This window comes from Arthrobacter sulfonylureivorans, from assembly GCF_022637435.1.
In the GTDB taxonomy this organism is placed as follows: domain Bacteria; phylum Actinomycetota; class Actinomycetes; order Actinomycetales; family Micrococcaceae; genus Crystallibacter; species Crystallibacter sulfonylureivorans.
Map to the genome: position 1 here is coordinate 134,285 of NZ_CP093326.1, position 11,961 is coordinate 146,245.

Annotated in this window: 11 protein-coding genes; 3 read left to right on the plus strand and 8 right to left on the minus strand. The window is 68.0% G+C overall.

From position 1 onward, the window contains the following. Positions 1 to 152: 152 nt before the first annotated feature. Complete coding sequence (locus MNQ99_RS00685; protein WP_241914068.1) at positions 153 to 557, plus strand: ArsR/SmtB family transcription factor; 405 nt, start codon at positions 153 to 155, stop codon at positions 555 to 557. Beyond that, positions 554 to 2,200 carry a SulP family inorganic anion transporter gene (locus MNQ99_RS00690; RefSeq protein ID WP_241914069.1) on the plus strand — a complete coding sequence of 549 codons (1,647 nt, stop codon included), beginning with the start codon at positions 554 to 556 and terminating at the stop codon, positions 2,198 to 2,200. The genes MNQ99_RS00685 and MNQ99_RS00690 overlap by 4 nt, the downstream gene beginning before the upstream one ends. A gap of 30 nt (positions 2,201 to 2,230) precedes the next feature. Here the strand turns inward: MNQ99_RS00690 and MNQ99_RS00695 are convergent, their stop codons facing one another. The 3 genes from MNQ99_RS00695 to MNQ99_RS00705 are packed head-to-tail and all read right to left on the minus strand — an operon-like array spanning position 2,231 to position 4,692. Continuing rightward, positions 2,231 to 2,743 (minus strand): hypothetical protein, encoded by a 513-nt coding sequence (locus MNQ99_RS00695; RefSeq protein WP_241914070.1) that lies wholly within the window; start codon positions 2,741 to 2,743, stop codon positions 2,231 to 2,233. Positions 2,744 to 2,770: 27 nt separating this feature from the next. Beyond that, entirely contained in the window at positions 2,771 to 3,892 is a 1,122-nt protein-coding gene (locus MNQ99_RS00700) for a glycerate kinase (protein ID WP_241914071.1), read from the minus strand. Continuing rightward, positions 3,889 to 4,692 carry a glycerophosphodiester phosphodiesterase family protein gene (locus MNQ99_RS00705; RefSeq protein ID WP_241914072.1) on the minus strand — a complete coding sequence of 268 codons (804 nt, stop codon included), beginning with the start codon at positions 4,690 to 4,692 and terminating at the stop codon, positions 3,889 to 3,891. Before MNQ99_RS00705 ends, MNQ99_RS00700 begins: the two co-directional genes overlap by 4 nt. A gap of 48 nt (positions 4,693 to 4,740) precedes the next feature. On the opposite strand from MNQ99_RS00705, the gene MNQ99_RS00710 reads away from it, so the two are divergent. Then, a complete protein-coding gene (locus MNQ99_RS00710) occupies positions 4,741 to 5,421 on the plus strand; it encodes a hypothetical protein (protein ID WP_241914073.1) in 681 nt (226 codons plus the stop codon). Positions 5,422 to 5,429: 8 nt separating this feature from the next. Here MNQ99_RS00710 and MNQ99_RS00715 read toward each other — a convergent pair whose 3' ends face one another. The 5 genes from MNQ99_RS00715 to MNQ99_RS00735 all read right to left on the minus strand — a co-directional run bounded on the left by MNQ99_RS00715 (position 5,430) and on the right by MNQ99_RS00735 (position 11,889). Next, positions 5,430 to 6,266 carry an HAD family hydrolase gene (locus MNQ99_RS00715; RefSeq protein ID WP_241914074.1) on the minus strand — a complete coding sequence of 279 codons (837 nt, stop codon included), beginning with the start codon at positions 6,264 to 6,266 and terminating at the stop codon, positions 5,430 to 5,432. Between the two features lie 39 nt (positions 6,267 to 6,305). After that, positions 6,306 to 7,220 (minus strand): carbohydrate kinase family protein, encoded by a 915-nt coding sequence (locus MNQ99_RS00720; protein ID WP_241914075.1) that lies wholly within the window; start codon positions 7,218 to 7,220, stop codon positions 6,306 to 6,308. A gap of 41 nt (positions 7,221 to 7,261) precedes the next feature. Beyond that, the gene (locus MNQ99_RS00725) at positions 7,262 to 8,107 is read right to left on the minus strand and encodes an alpha/beta hydrolase family protein (protein WP_241914076.1); all 846 of its coding nucleotides are present in this window, start codon (positions 8,105 to 8,107) and stop codon (positions 7,262 to 7,264) included. 23 nt (positions 8,108 to 8,130) lie between these two features. Beyond that, the gene (locus MNQ99_RS00730) at positions 8,131 to 9,210 is read right to left on the minus strand and encodes a LacI family DNA-binding transcriptional regulator (RefSeq protein WP_127513164.1); all 1,080 of its coding nucleotides are present in this window, start codon (positions 9,208 to 9,210) and stop codon (positions 8,131 to 8,133) included. Positions 9,211 to 9,345: 135 nt separating this feature from the next. After that, entirely contained in the window at positions 9,346 to 11,889 is a 2,544-nt protein-coding gene (locus MNQ99_RS00735; protein ID WP_241914077.1) for an ATP-dependent DNA ligase, read from the minus strand. Positions 11,890 to 11,961 lie beyond the last annotated feature (72 nt).

An 11,961-nucleotide genomic window follows, 5' to 3' on the forward strand; every position in this document is an offset into this window, starting at 1 on the left:
AAGCCTTTCCGACCTCGCCTCCACACCTAGTCATGCCCGCACCCTCGGCTTCGCTTTCACGCCGGCCAGGGTGCGGGCGTTTCCATTGCCCCGCACTCGGCGGGAGCGTTATATGATGGGATCCTAAAGTAGTGAACTACTGAAGGAATCCCATGGAACGCTTTCCCGCTGCCGATGCCCCGCTGTATGAAGTCAAAGCGAATTTGTTCAAAGGACTTTCCCATCCGGTGCGGATCCGGGTGCTGGAACTGCTTGCAGATTCTGCCGAAGTGACCGTGACCGAGCTGATGAACGGCACGAATCAGGAAGCGTCCAATCTGTCGCAACACTTGGCCGTGCTGCGGCGGCACAACCTGGTAGTGGCCCAACGGCGCGGCGTGCAGGTCTTCTACCGTCTGGCCTATCCGCAAGTGGCCGACCTGCTGACTGTTGCCCGCAGCCTGTTGCAGCAGTTCCTGCACACCACCACACAGCAGCTGGCAAGTTTCAACCCGCCGGCCGGCGAATCTGACACGTCAACGGCGGAAACCGACACCGAACCGGCACCGTCGCTGTGAAAGCTCTGAAGGGAGCCGCTGCGCTGCTGCCCGGCGCCTCCGATTACGCCCAGCTGCCGCGCACGTGGAAAAACGATCTGATGGCCGGCATCACGGTCGGCATTGTTGCCCTGCCGCTGGCTCTGGCCTTCGGCGTTAGCTCGGGCGCGGGCGCCGCCTCCGGTCTGATCACCGCCATCATTGCCGGTATCGTCGCCGCCATTTTCGGTGGCTCCAACATCCAGGTGTCCGGCCCCACCGGAGCCATGGTGGTAGTGCTGGCGCCGGTTATCGCCAGCCACGGAATGTCCTCGCTGGCCGTGGTGACTTTGATGGCCGGCGTGATCGTGCTCGTCGCCGGAGTGCTGAAGCTCGGCCGCGCAGTCAGTTTCATCCCGTGGCCGGTGATCGAGGGCTTTACGCTGGGCATCGCCGTCATCATTTTCCTGCAGCAGGTTCCGGCGGCCTTCGGGACCGAACCGGGCCCGAGCACGAACGCGGCAGTCTCGGCGGTCCAGGCGCTGGGCACCGCGTCCCTGGCCGGCATGTTCTGGCCCGTCATCCTCGTGCTGATCGTGGCCGTCATCATGCTGGGCGCACCAAAAATCCACCCGCAGCTGCCCGGTTCCATCATCGGCATCATCGTCGCCACGGCGGTGGCCCAGCTGGCCGGGCTGGACGTGGCAAGGATCGGCGCGCTGCCCAGTTCCCTGCCGGCCCCGTCCCTGCCGTCCATCGATCTGGCCATGGTTGCCGCGCTGGCCGGACCAGCCGTGACCATCGCGGCACTGGCCGCCATCGAGTCATTGCTCTCGGCCCGGGTGGCCGCGTCCATCTCCGACACCGGGCCGTACGACGCGGACCGCGAGCTGGTGGGGCAGGGCCTGGCCTCGGTGGCCTCCGGCTTCTTTGGCGGCATACCGGCCACCGGCGCGATAGCCCGGACCGCCGTCAATATCCGGGCCGGAGCACGAACCCGGGCCTCCGCCGTCGTGCATGCGCTGGTGTTGGTGGGGGTGGTCTATCTGGCCACCGGGCCGGTCTCGCAGATCCCGCTGGCGGCGCTGTCCGGCGTCCTGATGGTGACCGCTTTCCGGATGGTCTCTCCGAGCACCCTGCGCAGCGTGCTGGGCTCCACCCGGGCGGACACCACGGTCTTCATCGTCACCGCGATCATCACCGTGTCCTTCGACCTGATCCAGGCCGTGGTCATCGGCATCGTCGTTGCGGCGTTCTTCGCCCTCCGGTCACTGGTCAATTCCAGCGGGGTGCACCGGGAGGAAATCCCCGGTCCGGCTCAGGACGGCGACGAGCAGATCGCGGTATTCCGGCTGGACGGCGCCCTGTTCTTCGGTGTGGCGGACCGCGTCTTGGAGCGCGCCAGCGCCATCCGCAACGTGCAGGTGGTGATCATCCGGATGTCCCAGCTGCAGATCCTCGACGCCACCGGGGCTAAAGTCATTGCCGACCTGGTCACCGCTCTGGAGCGCCGGGGCATCACGGTGCTGATCAAGGGTATTCAGGACCGGCACCTGCAGCTGGCCCGCCGGGTGGGCGTCCTGGAGTCGCTGCGGCACCACAAGCATCTGTTCGGGGAGCTGGACGCTGCCGTGGAGCATGCCCGCAGCCATGTCCGGCGCAACCGCGAGGCGCAACAGCCCTAGCCAAGCAGCCTCAGCCGCCGGCTCGATCAGTCATTGGCCTGGCCCGGTCGCCGGGACCGCCTTCCTGCCATCGGCGGCGGCGCGGGAGGCGAACACAGTGGACGCGATCGTCAGCGCCATGGCGATGATTCCGCACGGGTTGCACAGTGCGGTGGACATCCCCAGGGCGGACGGACCGGCCAACAGCGACATGACGGACGTTCCATCTCCCGCCCCACCGCCGAAGTCCGGGACGGTGAATCCAAAGGCGATCGCCGCCAGCCAGGCGAGGGCCGGTGCCACCACGGCCCGCACCGGAAGCAGCATGCCCCGGCGCGCGGCCTCGGCCAGCTTGATGCCGGTCAGCAACAGCAGAACCAGCAGCGCCGGGCCAAGGCTGATGCCCAGCCACAGCACCATCTGGCCGCCGATCCCGAACAGCGCCCGTCCCGCCACCACCCACAGCGGCACCAGCACCGCCATCGGAAGGGCCAGCCAGAGAACCAGGGATGGAAGGAAGCGTTGACGCACCGCCGCGGAGGACGGGACCAAGGTACTGCTCATGCCCTCATGATAGGTCTGCCCCCGGGCTCAGGCCCCTTCGAGGGCGTGCTGCGTGGCCAACGTGACATAGCGCGCGGCGTGGGCCATCGCCTGCTCCTCGCTGCGGGCCGCCTCGACCAGGCTGGCGGCGGCATGCACGCCGTATTCGGCCAGCTTGCCCGGCGCCAGGCTGATCTGACCAGCAACGACGACCGCGGGGATTCCCCGTGCGTGGGCTCGTCCGGCCACGCTCAGCGGCACCTTGCCAAACTCCGATTGCCGGTCCAGCGACCCCTCGCCGGTCAGCACCAGGTCGGCACCGGCCAGCGCTGCGTCCAGCCCCAGGAGGTCTGCGACAACCTCGAAACCTCGCTCCACGCGGGCGTCGGCCAGCGCCATGAATCCGGACGGGAAGCCACCCGCCGCCCCGGCGCCGGCTACGTTCACGTCGCGGCCTGTTGCCTGCAGCAGCAGCTGCGCCCAGTGCTGCAGGGCTTCGTCGAGCAGCCGGCGGGAGACCGCATCGGCTCCCTTCTGTTCACCGAAGACGTGCGCGGCGCCGTCCGGGCCGTACAGGGGATTCGCCACATCGGCCGCGATCCGGATGACGATCTCCGCCAACCGCGGGTCCAGACCGGAGGCATCCAGTAGCTCGGCCGTTGCCAGGGCCGCACCGCCGAGCAGGACTTCGGCGCCGCCATCGTTGTAAATGCTCAACCCGAGGGCGCGCAGGGCGCCGGAGCCGCCGTCGGTCATAGCGGAGCCGCCGACGCCCAGCACGATTTCGGTGGCGCCGGCGTTGAGCGCCGCCTCGATCAGCTGGCCGCTGCCGTAGGAATGGGCCGCCAAGGCTGACTGCACGCTGGGCTCGGTGAGCAACAGCCCGGAAGCCCGTGCGGTCTCGATCACGGCGGTTTTGCGATCCGGCCGCTCAAACATCGCCCAGGACGCAGTCACTTCGCGATCCAACGGCCCGACGACGCGGTCGGTGTGCTCGGCGGCACCGGCGGCGAGGGCGGCCTCCAACGTGCCTTCGCCGCCGTCGGCCATGGGGAGCAACTGCACCTGGGCATCCGGATAGACCCGCAGCACGCCGTCGGCCATCGCGCTGGCAGCCTCGGCCGCCGAGAGCGTTCCCTTGAACTTATCCGGTGCAATCAAGACCTTCATGCTCTCTCCCTCTGCGGCCAACTGCCGCGTTCGGCCATGACGTCGGCCAGAATGTCGGCCCGGTCGGAGATCAATCCGTCCACGCCGAGTGCCAGCAGCCGCTGCATCTCGGCGCGCTCGTTGATGGTCCACACCTGCACCTGGAGGCCGGCGCGGTGGCACCGCCGCACGAATCCTCGCGTGACCACCGTGAACCGGCCGTACTGCACCGGCACCTGCACGGCATGCACCCGAAGGATCCGGGCCAGCAACTTGGCCAACCCGACGAAGCCCAGCAGGTATATTCCGGCAGTGGCATATATGCCGGCCGAGCCCGCGACCGGACGGCTGAGCCCGCGCAGCACGCGGAAGCGCCGGCGGTCCGAGAACGACGCCACCAGCACGCGGTCATGCGCGCCGTAGGCTTCGATCAGCCGGGCCAGCTCGTCCGCAGCAGCCATGTCCTTAACATCCACGTTGAGGCATACATCCGGCCAAGCGGCCAGCAGCTCCTCGAAGGTAGGAATCGGTTCCCCGGAGATCCGCAGCTGCGCCAACTGTCCTGCCGTGTGCGCGGTGAGTTCGCCGCGGCCGTCGGTGGTGCGTTCCAGCGTTGGATCATGGAACGCCATTAGCACGCCGTCGCGGGTGGCCCTGACGTCGGTTTCCAGGTACCGGAAGCCTAAATCGATGGCGGCGCGGAAGGCGGCCATCGAGTTTTCCTGTCCCGCCAAGGAAAAACCACGGTGGGACATTGCCAGCGGCCGGTTCTGCCCGGAACCGGGAAACGTAGGATTGAGGTACGGGCTGGCACTGCTCACACCCGGTACTCTACCGGCCCGTCCGCCGTTGCCGACCAGGAGGAACCCATGCGCATTGCCCTTGTGCAGGCTGCCGGGCTGCACGGCGAAGGCGCGGCGGTGCGCAGCCAGCGGTGGCTGGAACAGGCGGCCGTCCTGGGCGCCCAACTGCTGGTGCTCCCCTCGGGTTTCCCACCGGGCTCGCGCCGCGAGCTGGGCAGGCTTGCTGCGCGCCACGGTGTGGCGGTAGCCGCCGGCACCGGCACAGGCACAGGCACAGGCACGGAACTCTGGCTGCTGAACTCCGGCGGCGAGCTCCAGGCCTGCACGGACTCTGCCGCCGTGGTGCCGCTGAACGGGCGGCTGATTTGCCTGGCGACCGAGGACGACGCCGGTGCGGCCGCCTGGGGCGCTGACCGCTCGCGCCGCCGATCGGCTTCCGACGGGGGCGCCCAACTGCTGCTGGTGCCCGGCGGAAGCGCGGGGCGTGACGGCTGGTTCCGTGCGCTGGCCCGGCGCGGCGGACCTGCGCCGACGGTGGTGTGGAACGGCCCGGGCCACAGCTTCATTGCCGCGCCGGGTGCAGGTGTATCCGCCGAGGCTGGCCAGTTTGAAGAGTTGATTTTTGCCGCCGTGGACTTGCCCGCGAGGCAACGGACCGTGGGCCCCAGCTGGTTTGCCCGCCGGTATCTTTCCGAAGGTCCGGAAGCCAGGCTGCAGGCGGCGACCGGGGCGGGCCGCGGCTCCTGAGTTTTGAATCAGGCGGTGGCCACCGGTCCCCGCGGTGTCTGCGCACGGCCCGCCAACCGTTCCTCGATCACTTGGGCGACGCCGTCGTCATGAAAGGCGGGGGCACGGAACGGGGCCGCTTCGAGTGCCCGCCGATGTCCGGAGGCCATCGCGTACCCCGCCCCGGCCCACTGCAGCATCTCAATGTCGTTCGGCATGTCGCCGAAGGCCACCACGTCCCGGGCGTCTATGCCCAGCGAACCCGCATACTCGGCCAGGGTGACCGCCTTGTTGAGTCCCGGCCGGGCCATTTCCAGCAGCGGGTTGCCCGGCGCCGAATGCGTCACCGCCGCCAGATGGCCCACCGCCGGGCCGACCTCCGCCAGGAAATCATCCGGGTCAAGGTCGGTGCCACGGGCCAATAGCTTCACCACCGAATCGGTGCGGCGCAGGCTGTCCGGCAGCAGTTTGGGCACGATGCCGTCCAGCAGTTCCACCGAGCCGGGCTGGATAAATCCCGGTTCCAGTTGAAAGCCTTCGGTGGTTTCCGCCGCGAAGGTCACCGACGGGTGCAGGTGCAGGATGATGCGGCGCACGTCGAGGATATTTTGGTATGGCAGCGCCTGCGCCGAGAGAACCTGACCGGACTCCAAGTCATAGACCACGGCGCCGTTGGAGCAGATCACCCTGCCGCGGTGGCCGATCTGCTCGGCCACCGGGGTCAGCCAGCGCGGCGGCCGGCCGGTCACAAAGACAATTTCGACGCCGGCGGACGCGGCGCTGCGGAAGGCTCGGACGGTGCGGGAGCTGATTTTCCCGTCCCGGCCGATGATGGTTCCGTCCAGGTCGCTGGCGATAAGGCGCATTGCACCAGTCTAGGGATGAAGCGAACCCCGGACGCCGGCCTAGCCCAACTCGTCCCGATGCGGCGGGTTCGCCCCGGCCCTCGATACCGTGACGGCGGCAGACCGTGCGGCGTGTGCCATCAGGTCTTCCAGCGTGGAGTCGGCCATGTCCCGCAGTCGCTCCCGCCGCGCTGAACCGGAAAACCCTGCCGCCAGCAGGGCATCAAGGAGCCCGGACATATAGGCGTCACCGGCCCCTACGCTGTCCACCACGGACACCGCCGGAGCGGCGACCGTGGCCGATCCGGCACGGACCACTCCCCAGCTGCCCTTGGCCCCGCGCGTGACCACCACCGCGGCCGGCCCTTGCTTCAGCCAGTCCCGTGCCGTCTCTTCGACGCTGCGGTCCGGATACAGCCACTCCAGGTCTTCATTGGATGCCTTGACCACGTCGGCCAACACCATGAACTTTTCGGCCTGCCGGCGGGCAAAGTCCCGGTCGGTGATCAGCGTGGGCCGGCAGTTCGGGTCATAACTCACCAAGGCCCGGGGGTGCGCCCGCTGCACGGTCCTGAACACCGTGTGCGCGCCAGGCTCAAGCATGGTGGCGATCGAGCCGGTATGCAGCCAGACCGTCTCGTCGAGCAGGCGGGGCCGGACCTGGTCGAGCTCCGGCAGTTCCCAGAGCAGGTCGAACGAGTAGCGGGCGGCACCGGTGGGATCCAGGCTGGCGGTGGCAGTACTGGTGGGCAAAGCATCCGGGTCCAGCGGCACCAGCACGGAGTTGCGCCGCAGATGGCTGTGGACCAAGTCCCCGTACTGGTCCTTGCCGTACCGGCCCACAAACTGGACGGAATGGCCCAGCCGCGCCAGCCCGACCGCCACGTTCATCGGGCTTCCGCCGACATGCACACGGGGCGGCCGGGTGTCGGACCGGACCACGTCCACCAGCGCCTCGCCTATGACCGTGAGCACACTGCCAAGGTAGCAGAGCGGCGCCCGTTCCGGCAGCGGTATCAGCCCAGCCGCACCAGCACCTGCCGGATCCGGGCAAAGGCCTCCGAGGCAGGATCGATCAGGTCGAAGTGGTCCCCGGGAACGATGATCAGTTCGGCCTCGCCGCCGGCAGCTTGGGCGGTGGCAACGTAGCGCTCCGACAGCTCCCGCGGCACGTCCGCATCCTGCTCCGCGTGAAAGGCGTAGACCGGCACCGGCAGCGGCAGGTTCCGGATCGGATCCGCCAGCCGGTAGGGATCGGATCCATCGGGACCACTGGGTTCCGCTCCGGTAGCTTCCCCGCCAAGCCCTTGTGAGGCGCCCACCGCAGCCGCCGCGTCCCGGGGACTGCCCAGCAGGTTCTCCACCGCCCCGCCGCTCAGGCCCAGCTCATGCGCACGCCCAAGGTCCAGCACGCCGGACTGGCTGAGCACGGCATCGAACTGAACCCGCGGAGCCGCCCCTGACACGCGCAGTCCCGGGATCCCCGCCGGCAATCGGCCCCGCCCGGCGGCCCACACGGCCAGCTGTCCGCCCGCCGAGTGGCCGAGCCCCACCACGTGGTCGGCGGCTAATCCCAGCCGTTGCGCAGTGATGGCGAGGTGGTCGACGCCGGAGGCAACGTCGTCGAACGTCTCCGGCCAGCCGCCGCCGTTGCCGGCCCGGCGATACTCGACGTTCCAACAGATCCAGCCGCGGCCGGCCAGATCCGCCGCCAGCGGCCGTGCCAGCTCGGCCCCGTAGGCGGCCCGCCAGTAACCGCCGTGGATGAGGACGACGACGGCCGCGTACCGCCGCCGGGCAGGCACGTATAGTTCGGCGTACTGACTGGGATCCGGGCCGTAGCTGTGCCGCGTGCAGTCCATCCCTGCACTCTAACGTCGACTCGTTAAGGCACCCCGTTGGAAACGCTGTCGGCGGCCTCGTCCGAGCCGTCCGCGGCAGCCTCACCTGGCGCGCCGGCCACCGTGGTCCCTCGGTGGTGCAGCTTCCATGGTGCGGGCACCAAGCGTCCGTTGGTCGGCGTACGCCCCTCCAGCCGGTCGATCAGTAGGTCCACCACGGTGCCCACCAACGGATCCGGGCCCACCGAGCTCATCGGCGGGTCGGAGTGGTGGCCCAAGTCCGAGGTCTCCACCGCGATGATTTCCACATCCTCCGGGATCCGGAGTTCGGTCGCGGTGGCGTAACCGGAGACGCACAGTGCCTCCAGATCCGCGGTGGTGAAGAACGCCGTGGGTGGATCGGCGAGCTTCAGGAGCTCGGCTGTCACCTCGTACGCCTCACGCCAGGATCCGTGCGTGGCCCGGATCAGGTTCTCGTCCAGCTCGACGCCGAGGTCGTCCATGGCCTGCCGGAACAGCCCCAGCCGGGTACCCCGCGGGCCCGGTGCCGGTCCCCCCCGGTGCAGGACCGCGATCCGGCGGTGCCGGGCAGCCAGGTACTCGGCAGCCTGCGCGATGCCGACTTCGGCGTCAACGGAGACCACATCGTAGCCGTCCGGTTGCAGGAACTGCGAGACCACCACCTGCGCCACACCGCGGTCAGCGAGATCGCGCAGGGTGTGGTCTTCCTCCGGCGTTTCGGTGCTGAAACCCAGGATGGCGCCGTCCGCGCCGCCGGAGAGCATGAAGTTCCGCCAGGACTCCTGGCCCAGCAGGACCACCACCCGGTAGCCGTGTTCCGGAAGCACTCGGTTGGCAACCTCTGCCAACTGCCGGTCCCAGGCCGAATCCAGGTTTTCCACCACCACGGCGACCGTGTCCGTCCGGCCGCGCCGCATGCCCCGTGCCGCGTGGTTGGGCACGTAGCCCAGCGACTTGGCGGCCTCCACCACCCTTGCTTTGGTCGGCTCACTGATCCGGGTTGAACCCCCATGCCGGCCGGACAAGACATAGGACACCGTTGCCAGCGAGACTCCTGCCCGCTCGGCAACGTCGCGAATAGTCGGCTTAAATGAACTCCCCATGAGGTTCTGCCTTCTTCCCCAAGAAACATCCCCCGGAAACTTCCCCCTGAAGTTCCTCTGGGTAAAGACTAACGATTCATCGGCAGAATGATAGGGGTTCGGTGCAAAAACTTTTAAGCGTCCGGGCCCGTCCGGTCAGGGCTGGAACTGCGGAATTTCGACGACGACGTCCGACGGCTTCTTGTCCGGCCGGAAGCCCCGCCAGACCGGATGCCGCAGCTTCCCGGCCTCGGTGCGTTCGCTGAACTGCACCTCGCCGACCAAGGCAGGCCGGACCCAGTGCGCGTCCGAGGCATCCGCCGCCGGCACGCCTTCCAGCGGCGGGGTCTTGCGGGACATCTTCTTCAGCCGGGATCCGATCTCGGCCAGTTCCCGCTCGGTCAGGCCTGAACCGACACGGCCAAGGTAGCTCAGTTCCACGCCGTCGGGCACAGCCACCAGTAACGAGCCGACTTTGCGCGCGCGGGAACCCTTACCCGGCCGCCAGCCCACAATGACCACTTCCTGGGTCAGCTGGTTCTTGATCTTGATCCAACTCCTTGTCCGTAGGCCCGGCGCATAGTTGCTGTCCGTGCGCTTGGCAATAATCCCCTCCAGGCCAACCTCCCGGCTGGCTTCAACGGCTTCTGCCACGGCCGCGTCCAGCTCCGGCGGAACCTGGATGTGTCCGTCCCGGGGCGCATCCACCGCTTCCTTGAGGATTTCGCGCCGTTGGGAGTATTCCAGCCCAAGCGTTGCCGTTCCGTCCAATTCCAGCAAATCAAAAAGGAAATACTCCACCGGATATTTTTTCGCCGCCCGCTCAATATCGGCCGTCTTCACCAAGTTCATCCGGTTTTGGAGCCGGCCGAAGTCGGGCCGCCCCTTGGCGTCGAGCGCAACGATTTCGCCATCCAGCACCGCGGTCCGGGCCAGTACATGATCCGGCAGGTCTGAGAGCTCTGGGTAGGTCTTGGTCATGTCTTGGCCGTTGCGGCTGATCAGTCGCACCTCGCCCTGCGCCACCACGGCGACGGCGCGGATCCCGTCCCACTTCATCTCGTACGCCCAGCCGTCGTCCTCGTCGATGGAGGCCTCCGTACCCTGGACCGCCAGCATAGGTTTTACCGGCTGCGGCGTCCCACCGCTCCCCGGTGCGGAGCCGCTGACCGGCGTCGCCGGTGCACCGGCCGTTCCCTTGGCCGTGTCCTTGTCCTTGTCCTTGTCCTTTGCCGGCGAGCCCTGCGCCGTCCCGGTTTGCGGCTGGTCCTTCATCAGGTGCATCAACCAGTTGCTCTTGCCGTCCTCGCCGCCGGTGTGGATCAAGGCGTACCGGCGCGCACCGGAGGGACCGCCGTCGTGCGCGAGCCCCCCGTCCGGGCGGCCGTGCAGCACCACGATGACTTCCTTGCCGTCCCGCCACTTCTCCACGTCATAGCTGCCGCTGTCCCAGATGGCCATCACACCTGCGCCGTATTCGCCCTTGGGGATGGTGCCCTCGAAGGTGGCATATTCCATCGGGTGGTCCTCGGTCTGAACGGCCAAATGGTTCTTGCCCGCCGTGACCGGAGGTCCCTTGGGCACGGCCCAGGACGCCAGCACCCCGTTGCGCTCCAGTCGAAGGTCGTAATGCAGGCGGCGCGCGTGGTGTTCCTGGATCACGAAGACCGGTTGGTCCGGCTCCCGTGGCGCGACGGCCGCCGGCACAGGTTCGGGTGTCCGGTCCGGATCGCGCATGGAGCGGTAGACGCTGAGCCGGTCGGCCGCCGGCGCCACGGCCAGCGCCTCCTCGTCGGCGCTGCCGCCGGCCATGCCGGAGAGCGGGTCCCCGATCTGCTCGACCCGCTCCAGCACCTGCCGGAAGTCCAGATGGGTGAGGTCCGGATCCTGCAGTTCCTGCCAGGTCCTGGGCACCGCCACGGTGGGATGCGGCCGACCACGCAGCGAATAGGGGGCGATGGTGGTCTTGGCCCAGTTGTTCTGGCTCCAGTCCACCAGCACCTTGCCCTGGCGCAGCGACTTCTTCATGTCGCTGACCACCAGGTCCGGGCGGTCAGCCTCCAGCAGGCGGGCCAATTCGTGGGCCACCTGGCTGACTTCGTCGGACGTCTGCTTGCCGTCCAGCCCGGCGTAGAGGTGGATCCCTTTGGAACCGGAGGTGACCGGCCTCGGGTCAAGGCCCATCCCCTCCAGGATCTCCTTGATCAGGAACGCCACCTCAACACACTCCGGCAGCCCGGCGCCCTCGCCCGGATCCAGGTCCAGGACCATCCGGTCCGGGTTGTTGATCTTGCCGCGCGGACCAAACTTCCATTGCGGAACGTGGATTTCCAAGGCGGCAATCTGCGCCAGCCAGGTCAGGGTGGCCCGGTCATTGGCCAAGGGGTAGACGTTGCTATTGCTCTTGTGTTCAATGGTGTGCCGCTTGACCCAGTCGGGCGCCGACTTGTCCAGGTTCTTCTGGAAAAACACCTGGCCCGGTTCCGCCGCGGTGCCCACGCCGTGGACCCATCGCTTGCGGGTGACCGGCCGATCGGCGGCATGCGGAATCAGGTACTCGGCGATCTCGGAGTAATAGGCGATGACCTCGGCCTTCGTGGTCCCGGTCTCCGGATACAGCACCTTGTCCAGGTTGGTGAGCCGCAGCCGGTGCCCGTCGACGGTGACGGTCTCCTGCTGGCTGGATTTCCGGGTGGCCATACCGCCAGTCTGTCCGCCGCCTGCCCGATTGGCTAGTGGCTTGCCTCTGGCTTTGTACTGCCTGCGGGTGTT